The organism is Streptomyces endophytica, assembly GCF_026153355.1.
In the GTDB taxonomy this organism is placed as follows: Bacteria; Actinomycetota; Actinomycetes; order Streptomycetales; family Streptomycetaceae; genus Streptomyces; species Streptomyces endophytica.
The window spans coordinates 5,222,330-5,243,069 of the sequence record NZ_CP110636.1; the positions used below are offsets into that span (position 1 = coordinate 5,222,330).

Below are 20,740 nucleotides of genomic sequence, written 5' to 3' on the forward strand. Positions count from 1 at the left end.
TCCCCGCCGTCCACCGCATATCGTGCCAAGCGGCGGACGGAGGATGAGATGGCCACGGCGCGAAACCTGATCGACGCGATGCCCCCCGAGCAGCGGCGACTGCTGACCGAGCTCGCCCGCGAGGTGACGCTGCCCCGCGCCACCCGGCTCTTCGAGGAGGGCCGGCGGGCGGACCGGTTCTGGATCATCCGCAGCGGCCAGGTCGCCCTCGACCAGCACGTCCCCGGCCGCCGGTCCGCCGTCGTGGAAACCCTCGGCCGGGACGAACTGCTCGGCTGGTCCTGGCTGTTCCCGCCCTACCTGTGGCACCTGGGCGCGCAGACCGTCGGCCCGGTCGAGGCGGTCGAATTCGACGCCCCGGCGGTCCGCGAGCTGTGCGAACGCGACCCGGTCCTCGGCCGCGCGGTGTACCGCTACGTCGCCGAGACCGTCTCCCACCGGCTGCACGGCACCCGCACCCGGCTGCTCGACCTCTACGGCCCCCAGGGCAGCGGCTTCGACGACTGACCGGGCCGGGCCGCGCGAAAAGCACCCCACCGCCCCGGAACCGCACCCCCGAACCGGCCGACTACCTGTGCCGGGCCGTGTCCACGGCCCCCCGGCCGGGCGGACCGGCCGCGGAAGCGTAGGGGAGAAGCACCATGCGTCCTGGGAAGTTGTGCGGTCTGGCCGCGGTCGTGGCACTGACCGCCACCGCGTGCGCCGGCGGGGGAGCGGACACCGGCCGGGACGACGCCGGCCGCGGCGGCGCCGGATTCCCGGTGCGGATCGCCGACTGCAAGGGCACGAAGACCACCTTCACCGCCCCGCCGCGCAGAATCGTCACCAGCAACGCCTCCGCGCTGGAGATGCTGCTCCGGCTGGGCGCCGGCGACCGCGTCATCGGCACCGGCTTCCCCCCGGGCAAGGGCGCCCTGCCCGCCGCCCTCGACGCCCGCGCCCGCAAGGTGCCCGTCCTCGGCAAGCACCTCATCGCCAAGGAGAAACTCCTCGGTTCGGGAGCCGACCTCTACATCGACACCTTCGCCTCGATGGGCCACATGGGCGGCGCCGGGGACGCACCCACCGACGACGAGTTCGCTGCGGCCGGCATCAAGCACCTCTACCTCGCCTCCACCGCCTGCGCGCCCATGGCGAAGCAGCCGCAGCGGGACCTGTCCGGGGTGGAGGACGACATCCGCCGGCTCGGCGCGGTCACCGGAACGGCCGACCGGGCGAAGCAGCTCATCGCGGGCATGCGGGCCAAGGTCGCCGCCGTGCACCAGGCCGTCGGCAGCGTCCCCGAGCGGCAGCGTCCGACGTACTTCTTCTTCGACTACGACGCCGGCACCAAGCAGCCCCTCGCGGTCTGCCGGAAGCAGGTCGCCAACGCCGTCCTCACCCAGGCCGGCGCCCGCAACGTCTTCGCCGGCTGCGACGGCGACTTCCGGCCCGTCTCCTGGGAGGACGTGGTCGCCAAGGACCCGGACTGGATCCAGCTCGGGGTGCGCAACCGGGGCGACGCCGCGGCCAACGCCCGCGCCTTCGACGAGGCGGCGGCCTTCCTGAAGAGCTTCCCCGCCACCAAGGGACTGACCGCGGTCAAGAAGGGGCACTTCCTGCGGATCGGTTCGGAGCGCACGACGATCCCCGGGGTCGGCACCGCCGACACGGTCGAGGAGATCGCGCACACGCTCTACCCGGCGCGGTTCAAGGAGGCCCGGCGGTGACACCCGTCTTCGCCGACGCCCCCGGCCGGGCGGAAGCGGACGACCGGACCGGGCGCCGGACCCCGCGCGCCGGACTGCTCGCCCTCGTCCTGGGCGTCGCCCTGCTGGCGGCCCTGACCGCCGCGGTTTCCGTCGGCGCCACCGCCATCCCGCCCGCGGAGGTCTGGTCGGTGGTGCTGCGAAGGCTGGGCGGCGCGCCGCCCCGGCCGGGCACCGACGACCTCATCGTCTGGCAACTCCGCGTGCCCCGCGCCCTGTTGGCCGCCCTGGTGGGCGCCGGCCTCGGGCTCGTCGGAACCGCGACCCAGGCACTGGTCCGCAACCCGCTGGCCGACCCGTACCTGCTGGGCATCTCCAACGGCGCCTCGCTCGGCGCGGTCGCCGCGATCGTGCTGGGCGCGAGCACCGGCGGACTGCTCGGGCTCGGGCTGTCCGCGGCCGCGTTCGCCGGCGCACTGGCCGCGTTCGCCCTGGTGTGGAGCCTGGCCCGGCGCGGTGGCGGATTCTCGCCGCTGCGGCTGGTGCTGGCCGGCGTCGGCGTCGGCCAGTTCCTCTCCGGGTTCACCAGCTACCTGGTCCTCCAGGCCGGCGACGAGCAGCAGACCCGCAGCGTGCTGTTCTGGCTGATGGGCAGCCTGAGCGGGGCCACCTGGAGCCTGCTGGGGCTGCCGCTGCTCGCCGTCACGGCCGGGCTGCTGGCCCTCCAGGCCCGGGCCCGTGCCATGAACGCCCTGCTCATGGGCGACGAGACCGCCGCCGGCGTGGGCGTCCCGGTGACCCGGCTGCGCCGCGAACTGTTCGTCGTCACCAGCCTGCTGACCGGCGTCCTGGTCGCGGTCTCCGGCGCCGTCGCCTTCGTCGGCCTGATGGTGCCGCACCTGTGCCGGCTGGTCATCGGCGGCGACCACCGCCGGCTGCTGCCGCTGTCCGCGCTGACCGGGGCGCTGCTGCTGGTCGTGGTGGACCTGGTGTGCCGTACGGCCATGGACGCCCAGGAACTGCCGGTCGGGGTGGTCACCGCGCTGATCGGCGCGCCCGCCCTGCTGTTCGTGCTGGACCGGCGGACGGCGGCCGACCGGTGAACGTCGCGATCGAGGACCTGCACGTCGGCTACGCGGGCCGCAACGTCGTCGCCGGGGTGCACCTGATGGCCGCCTCCGGCGAGATCGCCGGACTCGTCGGCCCCAACGGCAGCGGCAAGTCCACCGTCCTGCGGACCGTCTACCGCCACCTGCGGCCCACCGCCGGACGCGTCCTGCTGGCCGGCACCGACCTGCGCACACTTACGCCCGGGCAGACCGCACGGCAGGTCGCCGCGCTGCCCCAGGAACGCGGCAGCGACTTCGAACTGACCGTGCGCGAGGTCGTGATGATGGGGCGGACGCCCTACAAACGGGCCTTCGCCGGGGACGACCACGAGGACCGCGAACGGGTGGCGCACGCGCTGGCCGCCGTCGGACTCGCCGGACACCAGGCCCGCCGGTTCTCCGCCCTCTCCGGCGGCGAACGCCAACGCGCCCTGCTGGCGAGGGCGTTCGCCCAGGACCCCGAGGTGCTGGTGCTGGACGAACCCACCAACCACCTCGACATCCGCCACCAGGTCGACCTGCTCACCCTGCTGCGCGACCGCCGCCGCACCACGCTGATCTCCCTGCACGACCTCAACGCCGCCGCCGCGCTCTGCGACCGGCTGCACGTGCTGCACGACGGACGGGTGGTGGCCTCCGGCACCCCGCGCGAGGTGCTCACCCCGGACCTGCTGGCCGAGGTCTTCGGCGTACGCGCCGCGGTGACCGAACACCCCCTCACCGGCGACCTGCTGATCGCCTACGACCACCGTGCGCCGCTGCCCGCACCGTGCGGCTGACGGGGAGGGACAACTGACGTGGGAGGGGAGGGAGGTCACACCGACCGCCCTCCCCGTCCCCTCACCCCGCGGCCACGAAGTGGCTCGGCCGGCCGTCCCGCAGCACCGGCCGGCCGAGCCGCTCGGCCTCCGCACGGTGCCGCAACTCCCGCCTGCCGTCCGGGTGTTCCAGTACGCACGAGTGCCAGGGCGTCAGCCAGACGTCCGGCGCCGCCAGCAGCCGGATCCCGAACTTCGCCGCGCCGCGCGGCTGCGGATGGATCGAGAGCCGGACCGCGCCCGGGTGGTGCCGGGCGACCAGCTCGCCCCAGGCGTGGCTGCGCCGCATCACCCCGTACGCGCGCCGGCGGCAGTCGCGCTGCAGCGCCGAACGGGTGCCGGCGAACGCGGCGGTGTCCTCGAAGAGGAACCGGGTGATGCCCTGGTACAGCCGGCGGGTCGGCTCGTGGCCGCGGGTCCGGGCGCGCAGCGCCTCCAGCGTGGGGCGTACCGTTCGTCGACCAGCGCCCGCCGGGCGTCGTACGACAGCCCGGGCCCGTACACCGCCCGCAGGTCGAAGACGTCCAGCCGGGTCAGCCCCTCGGCGCGGATCAGGGCGCGCAGGGCGTCACCGTAGGCGTCGACGGCGTGGTCGGGCACGTGGATGAGGTCGCTGAAGACGTGCCCGTCCGAGCAGATGACCACCCGTGCGCCGGGTGGATGGACGGCCTCGATCCGCGCGCAGAGCGCGTCCAGGAAGCGCAGGGCCAGCCGCTCGCCCTCGTCGGGCAGCGGGCCGAGCACCTTGGCCGGGTTCGGCGACTTGCAGGGGAAGCCCGGGAGCGTGAACACGATCGGCTCGCCGGCCGCCACCGGACCCATGAGCTGCCGGTACTGCTCGGGGAACGCGTCCGGCCCGTCCCCGCCCGCGGTGTCCAGCGTCCGCCGGTACGGCAGGAGGACGGCGAGCACCGCCGCGCACACCGCCCCGGGGTCGGCGGGCGGCGGGAGAACGGCGGGACGGGCGGGCAGCACCCGGTCGGGGCGGGTCAGCACGCGGCGTCCGCCCCGTCCGCGAACCGCCCCGCGGTGAACGGGCAGCCGCCCCCGGAGGCCGTACCGACGGCGTTCTCGTCGGCGTCCCCGGCGGCTCCGTACGCCACCGGCAGCCGGTCGACGCCCCGTGCCAACACCGCGGGGAGCCAGGTGAGTTGGTCGTCCGGTGCGGCGAACCGGAGCCCGGGGAGCCGTCGGAGCAGCGTCTCCAGGGCGATCTGGAGTTCGATCCGGGCGAGCGTGGCACCGGGGCAGAAATGGATGCCGTGGCCGAAGGCCAGATGCGGGTTGGGGGAGCGGCCGAGGTCGAGGCGGTCGGCGTCGGCGAACCGGCGCGGGTCCCGGTTCGCCGCGCACAGCGACACGATGACGGAGTCGCCGGCCGGGACCCGGGTGCCGTGCAGATCGGCGTCCTCGGCGAAGAACCGCCAGGTCGTCAGCTCGAAGGCACTGTCGTACCGCAGCAGTTCCTCCACCGCACGCGGCAGCAGCTCCGGACGGGCGGCCAGCTCGGCGAGCTGCCGCGGGTGGCGCAGCAGGGCGACCAAAGCTGTGGTGATCTGGTTCGTGACCGGTTCCTGCCCGGCCACCAGCAGCTGGAAGATCATCGAATCCAGCTCCGCCGGCTCGATCCGGCCGTCGTCGCACGCGGCCACCAGCCGGGACAGCAGATCCGCGCCGCGCTCCCGGCGCTTGTGCGCGACCAGACCGGCGATGTACCCCTCCAGCCCGCGCAGCCGCGCCTCGTACGCCGGCCGGCCCGGGTCGGTGGGCCCCACCGGCTGGACCACCTTGCCCCAGTCCCGGTCGAAGCGGTCCGCGAACTCCGCCGGCAGGCCGATCACTTCGGCGAGGACCCGGAAGGGGAAGCGGGCCGCGAAGGTCTCCACGAGGTCGGTGCGGCCGCTCGCCGGCAGCCCGTCGAGCAGCGCCTCGGCCAGCTCCTGGAAGCGGGGCCGGAGCGCCTCGACGCGCGACGGGGCGAAGGTGTCGGTGAGGAGCCGGCGCAGCGCGGTGTGCCGGGGCGGATCCTGGTGCAGCAGATGCACCTGGAGCCGGGAGCGCTGCGGCTCGGGCATGATCGAGGCGCGGGCCCGCCAGGCCGCGTTGCCCCGGGAGTGGTGCTTGCCCAACCGCGGGTCGGTCAGCGCCTGATGGGCGGCCTCGTAGCCGGTGACGAGCCAGGCGCACACCCCGCTGGGGAACCGCACCCGGTGCACCGGGCCGCGCGCCCGCAGCTCGGCGTACAGCGGATACGGATCTCGGGTGTAGTCCGCCCCGTAGAGCTCGACGGGCTCGGGCAATCTGGACATGGGTGTTTCCTCCACGGCACTGACCGGTGACCGCCGTGCGCGAACGGCACGGCGTGGGAGAGGTCGGTCGCGGAGCGCGTCGAGTTCCCGCCGTACGCCGGCGAATCCGGCGGAAGGGGGAGCGGCGGAGGGCGAACGGGGGTGCGGGCAAACCCAGTTAGTCGGCCGGTGACGCCACCGGGTTCCGGTGCCGCAACAGGATGAACCTCACGTGCCAAAGGCCCCCCGATCGGCCGCTCCGCCCCGCGTCCACCTGCCACGATGACGCGATGTCCCGTTCTCCGGCCGACCGCAGTCGGCCCCCGCACCGCACGCTCGCCGCCCGCCTGCTGCCCGCCCGGCCGGTGCTCGGATTCATCGCCCTGCTGGCCGTCCTCTTCGCCCTGTCCTACGCGGCCGGAACGCTCGCCGGCCCGGTCGCCCCGGGCCTGCACCCGGCCGGCGGCACCCGCGGCGGCGACCACGCGCCCGCCGACGACGGGGACATGGGCGGTATGCACGGCATGGGCGCCCCCGCGCCCCGCCCGCTCGTCGCGGGAGCCCCGCGATGACCGCCCGTACGACCACCCTCACCATCGGCGGGATGACCTGCGCCGCCTGCGTGGGCCGGGTCGAGCGGAAACTCGGCCGGCTGGACGGCGTCGCGGCCTCGGTCAACCTGGCGACCGGCCGGGCCACCGTCCAGCACCCGGACGCGGTGTCCGTCGACGACCTCGTCACCACCGTCGAGGCGGCCGGCTTCACCGCGCAGCTCCCGGAACCGGAGACGCCGCAACCACCGGACGGCGAGCGTCAGTTGACGACGCCGGACGACGACACCCGCGGCGCCCGCCACCGGCTGCTGGTCACCGCCCTGCTCTCGCTGCCCGTCCTGGTCCTGTCGATGGTGCCCGGCTGGCAGTTCCGCCACTGGCAGTGGCTGTGCTTCGTGCTCGCCGCCCCGGTCGCCGTATGGGGCGCGGCCCCCTTCCACGCCCGTGCGCTGCGCGGACTGCGGCACGGCGCCGCGACCATGGACACCCTGGTCTCGCTCGGCGTGACCGCGTCCTTCGGCTGGTCGGCGTGGGCGCTGTTCCTCGGCGGGGCGGGCGCGCCCGGCATGACGATGCCCTTCAGCCTGCTGCCCACCGCGGGTGACGGCAGTGCGCACCTCTACCTCGAAGCCGCCGTCGGCGTACCGCTGTTCGTGCTGGCCGGCCGGCACATGGAGGCCAGGGCCCGGCGCGGCACCGGCGCCGCACTGCGGGCGCTGGCCGAACTCGCCGCCAAGGACGTCGCCGTACGGGTGGCGGGGAGGAGCGGCGCATCCCGGTGGAGCGGCTGCGGGCCGGCGACCACTTCCTGGTCCGGCCCGGGGAACGGGTCGCCACCGACGGCACCGTCGTCACCGGCGGCTCCGCCCTGGACCTGTCCCTGATCACCGGCGAGAGCCGCCCGGTCGAGGTCGGCCCGGGCTCGGCGGCGTCCGGCGGGGCGCTCAACTCCGGCGGGCTGCTGGAGGTACGGGCCGACGCGGTCGGCGCCGACACCCAGCTCGCCCGGATCACCCGGCTCGTCGAGGACGCCCAGACCGGCAAGACCCGGATCCAGCGGCTGGCCGACGCGGTGGCCGCGGTCTTCGTCCCCGCGGTGCTGACGGTCTCGGTCAGCGTCCTCGGCTTCTGGCTCGGCGCCGGCGCCGACCCGCAGGCCGCGGTCACCGCGGCGGTCGCCGTCCTCGTCGTGGCCTGTCCGTGCGCCCTCGGCCTGGCCACCCCGACCGCCCTGCTCGCCGCCACCGGCCGCGGCGCCCAGCTCGGCATCCTGGTCCGCGGCCCGCAGGCGCTGGAACGGCTGCGCCGGATCGACACCGTCGTCCTCGACAAGACCGGCACCCTCACCGCCGGCCGGATGACCGTCACCGCCGTCACCGCCCGCACCGACGGCCTCGGCCCGGACACCGCGCTGCGCCTGGCGGCCGGCGTCGAACAGGGCTCGGAACACCCGCTGGCCCGCGCCGTCACCACCCGCGCCCGCGACCGCGGCCCCGGCCAACCCCTGCCCGCCGTCAGCGACTTCACCGCCCTGCCCGGCCACGGCGTACGGGGCACCACGGACGGGCACCGCGTCGAGGTCGCCCGGCCCGGCGACCCCGCCGGGCTGCCGGCCCCCCTCGCGGACGCGGTGCACGAGGCCGGAACCGCCGGCCACACCGCCGTCCTGGTCACCGTCGACGGCACCCCTGAGGCCGTCCTCGCGGTCGGCGACGCGCTGCGCCCCGACAGCTACCGCGCCGTCGACCACCTGCGCCGGCTGGGCCTGCGCCCGGTCCTGGCCACCGGCGACCGCGCCGCCACCGCCCGCGCGGTCGCCGGCCACCTCGCCATCACCGAACTGCACGCCGACGTGACGCCCGAGGACAAGGCCGCCCTGGTCACCACCCTCCAGCAGCAGGGCGCCCGGGTCGCGGTGGTCGGCGACGGCGTCAACGACGCGGCCGCCCTGGCACTGGCCGACCTCGGCATCGCCATGGGCAGCGGCACCGACGCCGCGATCGGCGCCGCGGACGTCACCCTCGTCCGCGAGGACCTGCAGGCCGTCGCCGACGCGGTACGCCTGGCCCGGCGCACCCTGGGCACCATCCGGGCCAACCTCGTCTGGGCCTTCGGCTACAACCTCGTCACCGTGCCGCTCGCCGCCGTCGGCCTGCTCAACCCGATGCTCGCCGCCGCCGCGATGTCCGCCAGCTCCCTGCTCGTCGTCGGCAACAGCCTCCGGCTGCGCGCCTGGCAGCCCGGCGGCGGACCGGCCCGGCCGGGCCGCGGCAGCACCGGCCGCCGCACCACCACCGCACACCGGGAGACCGCATGACACGGCTGCCCGCGGCCACCGTCGCCGTACCCCTGCTCACCTGCCTGGCGACCCTCGGCGCCCTCACCGCCTGGACGGCGGCCGGCCGGGCCGGCACCCCCCCGGATGGAGGTCACCGACGGCCGGGTGCTGGTCCCGTCCGGCCCCGAGGCCACCGCCGCGTTCCTCACCGTCCGCAACACCGGCGACGCGGACGACGTCCTCACCGGTGTCACCGGCCCCGGCGGGCACCGGGCGATGCTCGGCCGTTCCGCCGACATCGGCCACAACGCCCGCAGCATGGCCATGGTCCGCACCGCCGCCGTCCCGGCCGGCGGCACCCTGCGGATGACGCCGGCCACCCTGGACATCATGATCAGCCCGCCGCCGCGGCTCGCGCCCGGCGACCGGCTCACCCTCACCCTGCACTTCCGCGACAGCCCCCCACGGACCGTACGGGCCACCGCCGTACGCCCCGGGGAACTCCGCACGGACGGGGCCCAGGGACCGGCCGCGCCCGTCCCTGAGCCCCCTCGCCGTGGCGGGCGCGGTCCGGCCGTCAGGCCACCGCGCCCGCCAGCGCGCACGGCCGGTCGGCCGGCTCCGGCCGCTCAGCCTCCGCCAGCAGCGCCACCAGCGTCTCCCGGGCCCGCGCCACCCGGGACCGTACGGTTCCGATCGGGCAGCCCATCACCCCGGCGGCCGCCGCGTACGGCAGCCCCAGCACCTGGGTGAGCAGGAACGCCTCCCGCCGCTCCGGCGCCAGCGCCGCCAGCAGCCCGGTCAGCGCGATGCCCTCGTCGAAACCGGGCAGCCCGCGCGGCTGCACCCGCTCGGCCGCCGCCTGCCAGTCGTCGGTCGCGGCCAGCCGCGGCCGCACCGCATGCGACCGGAACCGGTCCGCCACCACCCGCCGGGCGATGGTGAGCAGCCAGGTCCGGGCCGAGGACCGGCCCTCGAACCGCGGCAGACTGCGCAGCGCCCGCACATAGGTGTCCTGCACCAGGTCGTCGGTGGCCTGCGGATCGCCGCTGAGATGCGTCACATAGCGCCGCACGTCGAGCTGGGTGGCCCGGACGAACTGCTCGACGGCCCGCTCGTCACCGGTCCGGGCGGCCAGCGCCCAGCCGGTCACCGCCTCGTCATCCCGCATTCCGCGACCGCCCCTCGCCGCCGGTCCGCGCTTCGGAGAGGATGGCGGTATGCACTGCGCGCCCCTCCGTACGGCCCTCTCCGCCCGCCTCGACGGGGAGGAGCTGCCACCCGGCCTGACGCCACGCCTGCTCGACGACCACCTCGCCGGCTGCGCCGACTGCCGGCGCTGGGAGGCACGGGCCCGGGCCCTGTCGGCGCGGGTCGCGCAGGCGAGCGCGGAGGCCGCGCGGGCCCCGGAGGCCGGGGGTGACCCGGCGACCGTCGAGGCACTGCTCGCCGGGCTGCGGTCGCGCCCCGTATGGCCGAGTGGAGTCGAGTGCGCCTACGAGGAGGGGAAGACCGGAGGTACCGCCGCGGGCTGAGGCCGCCTGGGCACCCCGCTCGCCGGCCACGGACACGGGCGGCGCCGCCACCGGCATCCGGACACGATTCATCATCTGGAGTCCTTCGCATGACCCGGTCCCCGCACACGGCGGTGACCGGTGAAGTCGGAGCGGGGACAGGAGGCGCGCCCGGCGCGCGTCCCCGGCTCGGGAATTCGACCGTGCTGTCAGCGGACAGCCGGCACCTGCGGCGGACCCCGCAGCGTCATCGCGTGGGCCAGCAGGAGCGTGCGCACCGCCCGGCGCGGCTCCTGACGCGCGGCGCGCACGGCCGGCGGCGCGTCGGGCAGGACGATCCGCAGCACCGGCGCCAGCGGCGCGAACAGCCGGGCCGACACGCTCCGGACGAGCCGGAAGGCGGCCCGCTCACCGCCCCACAACCACCAGGCGCTGAGCAGCGCGACGAGGAGGTGGGCCGCGACCATGCCGGCCGCACCGCCGTGCGCCGCACCGCCCGGATGCGCCATGCCCGCCATGCCCGGCATCCCTGCCATGCCCGGCATCCCTGCCATGTCGTGGGTTCCGCCGGACATCCCGGGCATCGCGGCCATCTGGCGGTGCATCAGCCGCATCATCTCCGCGGCATCGCCCCCGGAGGCCGGCATTTCCCCGGCGCCGCACAGCAAGCTCTCCGCCCACTGCCGGACCAGGGGCACCTGCCCCCCACCGGATTGGGCCATCGCCTGGCCGAGGGAGAAGGCGCTGTGCAGGGCGGTCTGGGTGCCGACGGTCAGCAGGCCGACGAGCAGCGGCCCGCGTTCCCGGCCCGCGACGCACCAAACGCCGGCCGTGGTGGCCCCGCCGGCCGCGAGCAGCATCCACCCGGGCACCGCCGTACCGGACATCACCGAGTGACCCAGCGCGGCGAGCAGCACGCAGACCACGGCGAACACCGCGGCCCGAAGCCCCCTGAGTACCTGCCCCGCAACCATGACGGGCCCATCGTCGCACCCCACCCCCGACACGGGGACGCCCGGGCACCGATATGACGACCCGTCAGAATCCTGGCCGGGCCCTCCCCGTGAAATGCCTTGCCGGCCGGGCCGCTTCATGGCATCCTGACGTTAATGCAACTGAAGTAGCAGTAAGTGGTAGTCCTCCTTCACCCGGATATCCGTCTCCGACGCCGCCGCCGGTCCGTACGCGATCGCCGCCGCACCGGCGATGTCGTCTCCCGGCGCCCGGACGGCGTGCTCGACTACCACGGCCGTACGGACGACCAGGTGAAGGTGCGCGGCTTCCGGATCGAGCCGCAGGAGGTCGAGTACGCACTACGGGAGCAGCCCGAGGTGGCCGACGCGGCCGTCACCGTGCACCGCCCCTCCCCCGACGACGCCCGGCTGGTCGCCTTCGTCGTCGCCGCACCCGGCCCGGTCCCCCGGCCGGACGCCCTGCGCGACCGGCTGGCCGCGGCCCTGCCCGCCCATCTGGTACCCGACGAACTGACCGTCGTCGCCGACCTGCCGCTCAACCCGTCCGGCAAGGTCGACCGCCGCGCGCTGGCCGACCTGCTCTCCGCGCACGGGCCCGACAGTGCCGTGGGTTCAGAAGGTTCCGGCGGTGCAGATACGTCGGACGGGTCGCCGGCGTCCGCCCAGGACGGACCGCTGACGCCCCTGGAGCAGGCCGTCGCCGACGTCTGGAGTCGCTCCCTCGGCTGCGAAGTGACCCGGCCGGACGCCGACTTCCTCGCCCTCGGCGGCCACTCCCTGCTCGCCCTCGCCGTCACCGACGACCTCCGCGAGGAACTCGGCGTCGAGCTGTCGCTCGCCGACTTCTTCGGCTCCCCCACCGTGGCCGGCCAGGCCGCCCTGGTCGAGCGGGCATTGCTCGCCGCGCACGGTGATCTTCACCCGCACGCCCCGGAGGACACCGATGGCCACTGACCGCACCGCCGCCCCCGCCCTCCAGGAGGAGCTGCTGCGCCGGGCACGGGAACGCGCCGCGGCCCGCACCGCCACCGGCCCCGGTTCCGCCGACCGCGGCCCGGCACCGCTCTCCCGCGCCCAGCACCGCATGTGGCTGATGGACCGGCTCGGTCACGACGGCGCTTCGTACAGCGTGCCGTTCGCCACCCGGCTGCGCGGCCCGCTCGACGTCGACGCGCTGGCCTCCGCACTGACCGGGCTCGTCCGCCGGCACGAGATCCTGCGCACCCGTTACGTACAGCGGAACGGCGAGCCGTGCCAGGAGGTGCTCCCGGCACCCGAGTCGATCGCGGTGCCGGTGGTCCCGGCCGACCCGGCGGAGGCCGCACCGCTGCTGGCCGCGGAGGCCCGCCGTCCGTTCGACCTCTCCGCAGGGACCGTGCCCCGCGCACTCGTCCTGCGACACGGCCCACAGGACCACACCGCGCTCCTGACGTTCCATCACATATCCCTCGACGGACCGTCCTTGGAGATCGTGGCGGAAGAGCTCGGCGCGCTCTACGAGTCCGCCGCCCGCTCCCGGGAAGCCGCCGCCACCGTGGCCGGATCCGGCCCCGCACAGCGGCAACCGCAGCCCCCGTCAGGGCCACATCCGCAGCCCCGACCGCCCCAGTACGCGGACTTCGCCCGGCACGAACACCGAGCCGCGGGCGACCGTCCCGACGAGGGCCTGCGGCACTGGCACGCCCTCCTCGACGGCGCCACTCCCCCGCGACTCCCCGGCCCCGCGCACCCGCCGGCCGACCTCACCGCCCGGCCCACCGGATCGCACACCACACCGCTCGCCCCCGAGGTGCCGGCCGCCCTGCGCGAGCTCGGCCGGCGCCACCGGGCCACGCCGTTCACCGTGGCGCTCACCGCCGCGTTCGCCGCCCTGCGCCGCGGTACCGGGCAGGACGACCTGGTGATCGGCATCGCCGGTACGCACCGCCGGGGAACGGCCATGCGCGGACTGGTCGGGCTGTGCGTCAACACCCTCCCGCTGCGCGTCGACACCTCCGGTGACCCGTCCTTCGGCACGCTGCTGAAGCGGGTGCGTGCCGCCCTGCTCGATGCCCAGCAGCACGCCGACGTACCGTTCGACGTCATCGTGGACCGGCTCGGCGCCGCCGCGCGGGGCGCGGACGGAACGTCCCTGGTGCGGGTGACCGCGGACGTCCTCGGCGCGCCGACGACGCTGCGTCTGCCCGGGACGGACGCGGAGTACGTCGAAGTCGGCGTGGGCGAAGCCAAGTTCGACCTCTCCTTCGGCCTCGTGGACACCGACCGGCCGGCCGCCCTGGTCCAGTACCGCCGCGCCGTACTGGACGAGAAGGCGGCCACCGGCCTCGGCGCCACCTACGCGGCCCTCCTGACCGCACTCGCGACCGCCCCGGACGACCTGCCGCTCTCTCAACTGCCCGACGCGGAGGGGGTCCAACTACCCTATGCGGCCGCTGAGTTGGATGAGAGCGACACGCACCCGGCCGAACGGATCCTGCGCTCCCACCCCCATCTCTCCGACGCCGCGGTGGTCTCCCCTCCCGGCGGGCCGCTGCTCGCCTACGCGGTCCTGCGGGAGATCGGGGGCCCGTCGCCCGCGGAGCTCCGCGCCCACCTGCGGGACCGCCTGGCACCCGACCTCGTACCGGCCGCCGTCACCCTGCTCGACGTCCTCCCCCGCGCCGCCGACGGCACGGTGGACCCGGCACGCCTTCCCGGTCTCCCCTCGCTGCCCGCACCCGAGGGACCCCACGCCGACGCCGTACGTGAGGGCTTCGCGGCGCTGCTGGGCCGCACGCCCGCCCCGGACGACGACTTCTTCGCGCTGGGTGGCCACTCGCTCGCCGCCGTCCAGCTCGCCGAACGCCTGCGTCGTGCGCTGACCCTGCCCCTGACCGGCCTGGACATCATGCAGGCCCGCACTCCCCGCGCGGTCTCCGCCCTCCTCGACGTGCGTGCGGCGGAACGCGCCGCCGCGTCCCTCCGGCCGGCCACCCGCCCGGGGCAAACGGAGCGCACGAGCCGGACAGCGGCGGGACGGTCGGGTCGCGCGCGGACGGGCACCGTACTGGTCACCGGCGCCACCGGCGGCGTCGGCAGCTTCCTTCTGCGGGAACTCGCCGCCCAGGGACGCCCCGTACTGGCCCTGGCCCGTCCCGAATCCGCGCACCTGGTCGCGGCGGACGGGGTGGACGTCGTCGAGGGCGACCTCACCGACCTCGACGGGCTGCGCAAGGCCGTCCGGAGCGCGGACGCCGTCATCCACGCGGCCAGCACCTTCACCCGTCCCGAGGTGGACGTGGCGGCGCTGGACGCCATGGTGGACGCCTGGTCACGGGGCCCGTTCGTCTTCGTCAGCAGCGTGGACGCGTACGGGCATCCCGACGGCGGTCGGGTGGCCGAGGAGTCCCCCTCGCGCGAACCGCTCAGCCCCTACGGCCGGGCGAAGCTCGACTGTGAGGCGCGGCTGCTCCGGGCGGCCGGCACCGCGGGGCGGGGCGGCGCGAGCGCGGTCCGTTCCCCGCTGGTCTGGGGCCCGCACGACCGACTGCGCGACCAGTTGCGCTGGGGCGCCACCGGAGTGCTCTACCAGGCGATCCGCGAGGGCCGGCCGCTGGCCGTCCCCCGTCCGGGCGCCGGCGGCCACGGCTGGTACGGCGCCGCCTGGGTGCACGGCGCGGCGCTGGCCCGAGCGGTGGTCTCCTGCCTGGACGCCCCCGTCCACGGCGTGGCCAACGCCATCAGCGGCCACGTCTCCTGGCAGGACCTCGCCGCCGAGCTCTCCCCACTCCTTGGCGTAGCAGGTGAGTTGGAGGAATCGGACGAGGTCCACCCCGACCTGAACCACCACTGGCATTACGACTCCGACCGCCTGGCACGCTCCCTGCGCCCCCTACCCGGCGAAGACCTCGCTTCGGTCCTCGCCTCGATGATCACTCCGTCCCTGGACCGGCAGTCCACTGGAACATGAAGCTTTACCGATCGGTCGACCACTTGTCGTCGCAGGTCGGATAGCTTCCCCGCATCCATTGAACGCGAAGCGCGGACTCCTCCCACCCACACCGGAGGGGTCCGCCGGGAGGCATGTCGTGAGTGTCAGCAACCTCTTCCGGACCGCGGCCGCACTGCCGGACGCCTGGAGCTCCCGCCCCCTGGCCGAGGTGGGAACGGCCACCGTCAAAGTGCTCCGCATGAACGAACTCCCCCTGGAGGAAGAGGCCCACCGCACACCGGAGGTACTGCTCGTCCTCGACGGCGCCTTGGCGCTGACCGTCGACGACGTCGAGGTCACGGTGGGCCCGGGCGAGATGTACCTGGTGGCGGCAGACACCCGCCACGCCGTGCGTCCGGGCAGCCACGGCACCCTGGTGATAGTCGAAGTGCCGGAGGAGTAAAGCGGGTTCCGGCGGACGCCGCCCCCGGGATTGGCTCTCGAACAGCTCCCTGGTGTAGAACTCTCCCGATCAATCATGATCACGTCATTCTGCGCATCACGGGGGACTCTCGGCATGAAGCCAACTCAACGACTCATCAGCACGCTTGCGGTCGTCGCCACGCTCGGCGTCGGCCTCACCGCCTGCGGCCCGGAGGACGACCCCTACGGCGACGACGCCGGCTCCGGCAGTGGTGGCGCCAGCGCCTCCGCCCAGCCGTCGAAGAAGCCGGCTCCGAGCGACAAGGCCACGGACCAGGCCGACGGCCCGGGCGACTGCGGGACGCCGCCGAAGCTGCCGGCCGGGCACAAGATGGTCGAGCCCGCCGTTCCCCCGTCGAAGGGCTCGCTGTCCGCCAAGGACGCCAAGCCGGTCTGTACGCCCAACGACTGGATCTACCACGGTCAGGGCAAGGCCAAGTACTACCTCTTCGCCCAGGACGTCAAGGCGGAACTGTCCACCGGGCCGGGCCGCACGAAGTCGGTTCCGGTCGGCCAACTGTGGATGCACGCCGGTGACTGCATGACGAACCCCGGTGCCGTGAAGGCGCCCTACACCTGCTCCGGGAACATCTACGACATCACCCTGGACTCCGAGGGCCAGATCAACAGCATCAAGGAGATCTGGCACCCCTGAGCCCTCCCGGACACGGCGCCGGCCGCAGGGTCGGCCGGCGCCACCCGCGGGCTTCCGCATTCAGATACCGGAGACCACCGCCACGGTGAACGGTATCTGCGGCGTTCCCGGCCCCATGGGGCCGCCCTTGTCGAACTGGGACCGCACGACGAGCGTGCGCCCGTGGCTGCGGACCAGGGTGGTCGGGATCTGCAGCGCCTTGTCGGTGACCTTGCGCTCCAGGCGCGCCGAAGCGCCGTCGTCGAAGACGTGCCAGCGGCTGATCGTGTTGGTGATGTTGTGGACGACCCACAACGTATTGCCGCGCAGCTCCAGGCCGTCGCCGTTGAGGACGTTCCCGCCGTGCAGTGCGACCCGGCGCACCGCACCGGAGCGCAGGTCGACGCGGTACAGCGTCCCGGCGGTCATGTCGACGGTCAGCAGGTAGCGGCCTGACCGGTCGGCCGTGATGCCGTTCAGCGTGACGGCGTCCGCCGGTTGCGGGCCGAGCGCGCCGGTCAGGTCGTAGGCGGTGGTCAGCTGGGCCCGCCGGCCGTGCGCGGCGGCCGCTGCCAGTTGTTGCGGGGTGACCCGGTAGAGGACGGACCGGTAGCTGTCCGTCAGGTACGCGGTCCCGTCGGGAGTGATCGCGAGGTCGTTCACGAACGACTTGGCCGACCCCGTGACGTCGAACCGCGCGACGAGTGCGCGGCTCCGCAGGTCGTAGACGGCGACGCCGGCCGTCGAATCGGTGACCCAGAGATGACCGGCACGGTCGACCTTGAGGCCGTTGGCCGTGGCGCGTCCGTCGGTACCGGCCGGCAGGAAGACCTCGGCGGTGCGGTGGCCGGGCGTTGCCTTGTACACGGCACCGGTCGTGTATGAGCCGACGTAGAGGTCGCCGCTCACCGGGTCGGCGGCGATGCCCTCGGGATAGACGCGGTCACCGGGCAGGTCGTACGCGGCGGAAACCCGGGCACGGGCGTCCTGCTGGGCGCCGGCCGGACGCGAGGCGGGCACGTGTGCCTGGGCCGTGGCGGCGACGGTGACGGAGACGGACGCGGCCGTCAGGGCCAGCGCGGCCGCGCCCAGCACATGGCGACGGCGCCGGTTGGCGCGGGACAAGAAGGTGGATACCTCTCGGGACAACGTGAGCGCCTCTCGGTAGCAGATGGAGATCCAGGTCCCGGACGTCAGGACCGGAGCACCGCGCGGACCGGGAACCGCGGGGCCCCCACCGGCGATGAACACGAAGCTAGATTAGAACTCTAATGCTCGTCAAGATTCGAATTTGCATGTAGACCCTCATTTGCGCGTGGGGTCTCCTCCTCCACACAGCCGTTACGATGCGGAGATGACGTCCATGCCCGCCTCCGAGCGCCTCGGATCCTCCCTCAAGCTCGCCGAGCGGGCGCTGCAGAGCGCCAAGCACGCGGCCCTCAAGCCGGCCGGTCTGACGGTTCCGCAGTACGCGGCCCTGCTCTTCCTCGCCGAGAGTCCTGGCATCTCCGCGGCCGCGCTGGCGCGGGCCTGCGGGGTCACCCCGCCGACCATGAACACGGTGCTCAAGAACCTCCAGGAGCGCGGCCTCATCGAGCGCACCCCGCACGAGTGGCACCGGAACGTCCTGGAAACCCGGCTCACCGACCAGGGCCGGGCCGTGATGAACGACGCCGATGCGCGCGCCATCCGCGTCGAGCGCGCACTGGCCGCGGAGTTCACGGACGAGGAGCGCGCAACGCTGGTGGCTCTGCTCGGCCGCTGCGCCACGCTCCTGGATTCCGTACGCCCGGACTGACGGCCTGGACCGCCGGCCCGGACGGCCGGCCCGGCCGACCTGGCGCCGGCGGGAAACCCATGGCGGGGTCCCTCATCCGTCATGAGAAGCTGCAGCATGTCCAAGCACCTGCGGTTCTTCTTCGAAGCCGGCGTCCCGCACACCCCGCTGTGGCCCCACGAGATCGACAGCCCGTACGGCTACCCCACCGATCTGGAACGGTTGCCGATCAGCTCGGCCACCCGCACCGAACTGACGAGACTGTGCGAGCGGTTCCAGTCCTCCATGGACTGGAAGAATCCGGCCGGCCCGTCTCCGTGGTCCAGCATGGAAAGGGAGCTCTTCGACCAGGAGTCGGACGCGGCGCTGGAAGCCCTACGGCGGGAGCTGGGCGACGACTGGCGGGTCAACGACGAGCGGGTGCCGTGGTCGTGGTGACGAGGCGGAGACCTCCGGGACCGCCCCACGACGCATCACTCCGGCCCGGCGGTCAGCCGACGTGGGCGGCGATGGTGTGCGCGCACACCAGGGACTCGGTGCCCGTCGTGTCGACCTCCAGGTCGTAGCGCACGCCCTGGTGGACCGCATCCGCCTGCGCCGCGGCCATCCCCTGGGTGCGGTCTCCTCGTGCGACCTCCCGCCCGCGGCGACCGCACTCTCACACCTCACGCCGACCCACAACACGGCCAGATCGCCCAGCGCCTCCCGCCACCGCTGCTGGGACGCCGTTCCGCCGAGGAAGACGTCGTCGACGATGATCCTGGCGCCCGCCCGGGCCATCGCCACGATGCCCTCCGTCCAGGCCACCTCCAGCGCCCGGAAATCCGCCCCGACGCTGACCCCGCCATCCGCGGCGAATACGATCCCCGCGTCCGACGCCTGCATCTTCGCGGGCAGGGCGTCGACGAACGAGTCACACCCGAACGCCAGCCATGGATCCGGCAATACGGCCTGCAGACACCGAACGATCCCGGACTTCCCCGAGCTGGAACCACCGTTGAGAATGATCACCTGAGTCGCCACCGCGCCACAGTAGGGCGCTTCCCCGACGACACGAAACGACTTTCGGCGGAACGGCGCTCAGGCGGCTTTCCCCAGGAACGCCGCGGTGGTCGCCACAAACCCGTCGGCGTCGTCGAGCCAGGGGTAGTGGCCCGCTCCCGGCTGCACGGCGAGCGTGGCGTCGGGGAACAGCCCCGCGAACTCCGCGACCGACCGCGGCGGGCTGTTCAGGTCGAACTCTCCGGCGAGCAGCAGGGCGGGCCCCTCGTAGGCGGCGAGTGCCGCACGCGTGGCCTCCGGGGCGAAGGCACCCTCGGCCGCGAAGAGGGCGACGGCTTCTTGATTGCCCGGCCGGCTGGCCACGTGGTGCTGCTGCGCGGCAGTGTCCCACCGGCCGTAGAAGAAGGGCGTGATGGCGTCCCAGTCGCTGCCCGCGCCCTCGGTGATCGCCTCCAAGGCGGCGAACGCCGAGGCGAACCACGGCTCGTTTTCCCGTAGTTGCGCGAGCTCACGTCGGCTCTCCCCGGTGATCGCGATGCCGACGGCTCGGGTACTGGGGGCGATCAGGGCGAGCTTGCCGACGCGCTCCGGGTACCGGGCCGCGTATTGCGTCGCCAGGTTCGCGCCGGCGGAGTGGCCCAGCAGATCGATCCGGGTGAGTCCGAGGTGTACGCGCAGGGCCTCGACGTCGTCGACGAGGCGGTCGCAGCGGTAGGTGGCGGTGTCCTCGGGGATCGCGGACGCACCGGTACCGCGGAGGTCCAAGAAGATCATCTGGTGGTGCGCCGACAGGCCGCCGAGGTCGCCGAGATAGCGGGAATCCGTGGGTCCGCCCGGGAGGCAGACCACCGGCCGGCCCTCGCCCTGTATGCGGTAGGCGAGCGGGGTGCCATCGGGCGCGGAGAAGGTGAGAGGCATGATGCGCATCCTTGCAGCCATAACCAGGTTATACAACCTGGTTATGGTAGCGAACGGGGCCGATGTATAACGGTGTTGTGGCAGGCAAAGACAACGGGCACCAGAACGACAGCAGCCCGCACCAGCCCTCGCGGCCCCTCACCGAGGAACAGGCCGCGCGGATATTCGCCGGCATGAACGAGGTCATTCGTGCGGGCGAGGAGATGCGGACGCTGCGCACCGAAATGATCAAGATGCTCGCCGGCTCGGGCTGGACTCAGGAGAAGATCGCCCAGCTCACCGAGATGAGCCAGCCCGCCGTGTCCAAGCAGGTGACGAAGGCGAAGCTGAGCGGCTCACCGCCCCCGATGGACCTCTCCCTCGACCAGCGCGACACCCCATGGCTCGAAGGACGCCTCTGGGGCCTCGCGGAGGAGATCTCGGAGGCCTGCTACGACACCGCGCGCTGCACCCGCTACGTCAACTCCCTTGCCCGGGGCCGGAAGCGCTTCACTCCGCAGAACGTCGATGAGCTGCGTCGCCTCGTCGAGGAGGACCTGCGGCTGCATCAATCGCTGCTGCCCGGCGGCCATCGGGAGGCCTACGACCAGATCAGCCGGGCGCTCGACGTCCCCTCAAAGGCCGCTTCCCGCACAGGTGCCGCCACCGCCACCCCCGGGTCACCCGCCGCGCGGCGAACCCTCGCCTCTCAGATCCAGCGTGAGCGACTCCGGGGCGATGCCTGAGCGCGGATCGTGCGCTTGTCGCCATGACCTGGGGAGCGACCCTCCTAGGCGGTCTCGCGCGTGGACCT

Annotated in this window: 20 protein-coding genes and 3 pseudogenes; 15 read left to right on the plus strand and 8 right to left on the minus strand. The window is 74.0% G+C overall.

Annotated features, from left to right (window positions below; all coding sequences use genetic code 11):
- The first annotated feature begins 48 nt into the window (after nt 1-48).
- The 4 genes from OJ254_RS23325 to OJ254_RS23340 all read left to right on the plus strand — a co-directional run bounded on the left by OJ254_RS23325 (nt 49) and on the right by OJ254_RS23340 (nt 3,576).
- Entirely contained in the window at nt 49-507 is a 459-nt protein-coding gene (locus OJ254_RS23325; RefSeq protein ID WP_261952971.1) for a cyclic nucleotide-binding domain-containing protein, read from the plus strand.
- Between the two features lie 134 nt (nt 508-641).
- Nucleotides 642-1,709, plus strand: a complete 1,068-nt coding sequence (locus OJ254_RS23330) for an ABC transporter substrate-binding protein (protein ID WP_265363897.1) — start codon at nt 642-644, stop codon at nt 1,707-1,709.
- Nucleotides 1,706-2,791, plus strand: coding sequence for a FecCD family ABC transporter permease (locus OJ254_RS23335; RefSeq protein WP_423835939.1), 1,086 nt, complete (start codon nt 1,706-1,708; stop codon nt 2,789-2,791). Before OJ254_RS23330 ends, OJ254_RS23335 begins: the two co-directional genes overlap by 4 nt.
- The gene (locus tag OJ254_RS23340; RefSeq protein WP_265363898.1) at nt 2,788-3,576 is read left to right on the plus strand and encodes an ABC transporter ATP-binding protein; all 789 of its coding nucleotides are present in this window, start codon (nt 2,788-2,790) and stop codon (nt 3,574-3,576) included. Before OJ254_RS23335 ends, OJ254_RS23340 begins: the two co-directional genes overlap by 4 nt.
- A gap of 61 nt (nt 3,577-3,637) precedes the next feature.
- Here OJ254_RS23340 and OJ254_RS31165 read toward each other — a convergent pair whose 3' ends face one another.
- Genes OJ254_RS31165 through OJ254_RS23350 form a run of 3 tightly spaced genes read right to left on the minus strand, consistent with a single transcriptional unit; the run spans nt 3,638 to nt 5,924 of the window.
- Nucleotides 3,638-4,006, minus strand: a complete 369-nt coding sequence (locus OJ254_RS31165) for an L-tyrosine/L-tryptophan isonitrile synthase family protein (protein ID WP_341483785.1) — start codon at nt 4,004-4,006, stop codon at nt 3,638-3,640.
- Nucleotides 3,904-4,611, minus strand: a complete 708-nt coding sequence (locus OJ254_RS23345; RefSeq protein ID WP_341483711.1) for an L-tyrosine/L-tryptophan isonitrile synthase family protein — start codon at nt 4,609-4,611, stop codon at nt 3,904-3,906. The genes OJ254_RS31165 and OJ254_RS23345 overlap by 103 nt, the downstream gene beginning before the upstream one ends.
- The gene (locus tag OJ254_RS23350) at nt 4,605-5,924 is read right to left on the minus strand and encodes a cytochrome P450 family protein (RefSeq protein ID WP_265363899.1); all 1,320 of its coding nucleotides are present in this window, start codon (nt 5,922-5,924) and stop codon (nt 4,605-4,607) included. The genes OJ254_RS23345 and OJ254_RS23350 overlap by 7 nt, the downstream gene beginning before the upstream one ends.
- Before the next feature lie 269 nt (nt 5,925-6,193).
- Between OJ254_RS23350 and OJ254_RS23355 the strand changes: the two genes are divergently transcribed.
- The 3 genes and pseudogenes from OJ254_RS23355 to OJ254_RS23365 all read left to right on the plus strand — a co-directional run.
- Nucleotides 6,194-6,475: a hypothetical protein gene (locus OJ254_RS23355; protein WP_265363900.1), complete on the plus strand. Its 282-nt coding sequence runs from the start codon at nt 6,194-6,196 to the stop codon at nt 6,473-6,475.
- Nucleotides 6,472-8,774: pseudogene (locus tag OJ254_RS23360) on the plus strand (heavy metal translocating P-type ATPase). Before OJ254_RS23355 ends, OJ254_RS23360 begins: the two are co-directional and overlap by 4 nt.
- Nucleotides 8,775-8,879: 105 nt before the next feature.
- A pseudogene (locus OJ254_RS23365) lies at nt 8,880-9,155 on the plus strand (copper chaperone PCu(A)C); the annotation flags it as partial.
- A gap of 157 nt (nt 9,156-9,312) precedes the next feature.
- On the opposite strand, the gene OJ254_RS23370 reads toward OJ254_RS23365, so the two are convergent.
- Nucleotides 9,313-9,906 (minus strand): sigma-70 family RNA polymerase sigma factor, encoded by a 594-nt coding sequence (locus OJ254_RS23370; RefSeq protein WP_265363901.1) that lies wholly within the window; start codon nt 9,904-9,906, stop codon nt 9,313-9,315.
- Between the two features lie 49 nt (nt 9,907-9,955).
- On the opposite strand from OJ254_RS23370, the gene OJ254_RS23375 reads away from it, so the two are divergent.
- The gene (locus OJ254_RS23375; protein ID WP_265363902.1) at nt 9,956-10,270 is read left to right on the plus strand and encodes a zf-HC2 domain-containing protein; all 315 of its coding nucleotides are present in this window, start codon (nt 9,956-9,958) and stop codon (nt 10,268-10,270) included.
- 188 nt (nt 10,271-10,458) lie between these two features.
- On the opposite strand, the gene OJ254_RS23380 is transcribed toward OJ254_RS23375, so the two are convergent.
- Nucleotides 10,459-11,223 carry a PE-PGRS family protein gene (locus OJ254_RS23380; RefSeq protein ID WP_265363903.1) on the minus strand — a complete coding sequence of 255 codons (765 nt, stop codon included), beginning with the start codon at nt 11,221-11,223 and terminating at the stop codon, nt 10,459-10,461.
- Nucleotides 11,224-11,481: 258 nt separating this feature from the next.
- Between OJ254_RS23380 and OJ254_RS23385 the strand changes: the two genes are divergently transcribed.
- The 4 genes from OJ254_RS23385 to OJ254_RS23400 all read left to right on the plus strand — a co-directional run bounded on the left by OJ254_RS23385 (nt 11,482) and on the right by OJ254_RS23400 (nt 16,271).
- Nucleotides 11,482-12,177 carry a phosphopantetheine-binding protein gene (locus OJ254_RS23385; RefSeq protein ID WP_265363904.1) on the plus strand — a complete coding sequence of 232 codons (696 nt, stop codon included), beginning with the start codon at nt 11,482-11,484 and terminating at the stop codon, nt 12,175-12,177.
- Nucleotides 12,167-15,172, plus strand: coding sequence for a condensation domain-containing protein (locus OJ254_RS23390; protein WP_265363905.1), 3,006 nt, complete (start codon nt 12,167-12,169; stop codon nt 15,170-15,172). Before OJ254_RS23385 ends, OJ254_RS23390 begins: the two co-directional genes overlap by 11 nt.
- 118 nt (nt 15,173-15,290) lie before the next feature.
- Nucleotides 15,291-15,596 carry a cupin domain-containing protein gene (locus OJ254_RS23395; RefSeq protein WP_265363906.1) on the plus strand — a complete coding sequence of 102 codons (306 nt, stop codon included), beginning with the start codon at nt 15,291-15,293 and terminating at the stop codon, nt 15,594-15,596.
- A 114-nt stretch (nt 15,597-15,710) separates the two neighbouring features.
- Nucleotides 15,711-16,271, plus strand: a complete 561-nt coding sequence (locus tag OJ254_RS23400; RefSeq protein ID WP_265363907.1) for a hypothetical protein — start codon at nt 15,711-15,713, stop codon at nt 16,269-16,271.
- 60 nt (nt 16,272-16,331) lie between these two features.
- On the opposite strand, the gene OJ254_RS23405 is transcribed toward OJ254_RS23400, so the two are convergent.
- Nucleotides 16,332-17,375, minus strand: a complete 1,044-nt coding sequence (locus OJ254_RS23405) for an SMP-30/gluconolactonase/LRE family protein (RefSeq protein WP_265363908.1) — start codon at nt 17,373-17,375, stop codon at nt 16,332-16,334.
- 229 nt (nt 17,376-17,604) lie between these two features.
- Here OJ254_RS23405 and OJ254_RS23410 point away from each other — a divergent pair, with 229 nt between their 5' ends.
- Together OJ254_RS23410 and OJ254_RS23415 are read left to right on the plus strand one after the other, a co-directional pair.
- Nucleotides 17,605-18,048 carry a MarR family winged helix-turn-helix transcriptional regulator gene (locus OJ254_RS23410; RefSeq protein WP_265363909.1) on the plus strand — a complete coding sequence of 148 codons (444 nt, stop codon included), beginning with the start codon at nt 17,605-17,607 and terminating at the stop codon, nt 18,046-18,048.
- Nucleotides 18,049-18,144: 96 nt separating this feature from the next.
- Nucleotides 18,145-18,465: a hypothetical protein gene (locus tag OJ254_RS23415; protein ID WP_265363910.1), complete on the plus strand. Its 321-nt coding sequence runs from the start codon at nt 18,145-18,147 to the stop codon at nt 18,463-18,465.
- Between the two features lie 52 nt (nt 18,466-18,517).
- Here the strand turns inward: OJ254_RS23415 and cpt are convergent.
- Nucleotides 18,518-19,038 (minus strand): annotated as a pseudogene (gene cpt / locus OJ254_RS23420) (chloramphenicol phosphotransferase CPT).
- A gap of 69 nt (nt 19,039-19,107) precedes the next feature.
- Entirely contained in the window at nt 19,108-19,947 is an 840-nt protein-coding gene (locus tag OJ254_RS23425; RefSeq protein WP_265363911.1) for an alpha/beta fold hydrolase, read from the minus strand.
- A gap of 77 nt (nt 19,948-20,024) precedes the next feature.
- Between OJ254_RS23425 and OJ254_RS23430 the strand changes: the two genes are divergently transcribed.
- On the plus strand, nt 20,025-20,672 hold the full coding sequence (locus OJ254_RS23430; protein WP_265363912.1) for a sigma-70 family RNA polymerase sigma factor: 648 nt from the start codon (nt 20,025-20,027) through the stop codon (nt 20,670-20,672).
- Nucleotides 20,673-20,740: the final 68 nt, after the last annotated feature.

Bases quoted from the DNA above. Each gene is read 5' to 3' on its own strand.
- OJ254_RS23325 (WP_261952971.1), top strand. From the start codon at position 49: ATGGCCACGGCGCGAAACCTGATCGACGCGATGCCCCCCGAGCAGCGG.
- OJ254_RS23330 (WP_265363897.1), top strand. From the start codon at position 642: ATGCGTCCTGGGAAGTTGTGCGGTCTGGCCGCGGTCGTGGCACTGACC.
- OJ254_RS23350 (WP_265363899.1), bottom strand. From the start codon at position 5,924: ATGTCCAGATTGCCCGAGCCCGTCGAGCTCTACGGGGCGGACTACACC.
- OJ254_RS23355 (WP_265363900.1), top strand. From the start codon at position 6,194: ATGTCCCGTTCTCCGGCCGACCGCAGTCGGCCCCCGCACCGCACGCTC.
- OJ254_RS23370 (WP_265363901.1), bottom strand. From the start codon at position 9,906: ATGCGGGATGACGAGGCGGTGACCGGCTGGGCGCTGGCCGCCCGGACC.
- OJ254_RS23375 (WP_265363902.1), top strand. From the start codon at position 9,956: ATGCACTGCGCGCCCCTCCGTACGGCCCTCTCCGCCCGCCTCGACGGG.
- OJ254_RS23380 (WP_265363903.1), bottom strand. From the start codon at position 11,223: ATGGTTGCGGGGCAGGTACTCAGGGGGCTTCGGGCCGCGGTGTTCGCC.
- OJ254_RS23390 (WP_265363905.1), top strand. From the start codon at position 12,167: ATGGCCACTGACCGCACCGCCGCCCCCGCCCTCCAGGAGGAGCTGCTG.
- OJ254_RS23400 (WP_265363907.1), top strand. From the start codon at position 15,711: ATGAAGCCAACTCAACGACTCATCAGCACGCTTGCGGTCGTCGCCACG.
- OJ254_RS23410 (WP_265363909.1), top strand. From the start codon at position 17,605: ATGACGTCCATGCCCGCCTCCGAGCGCCTCGGATCCTCCCTCAAGCTC.
- OJ254_RS23415 (WP_265363910.1), top strand. From the start codon at position 18,145: ATGTCCAAGCACCTGCGGTTCTTCTTCGAAGCCGGCGTCCCGCACACC.
- OJ254_RS23425 (WP_265363911.1), bottom strand. From the start codon at position 19,947: ATGCCTCTCACCTTCTCCGCGCCCGATGGCACCCCGCTCGCCTACCGC.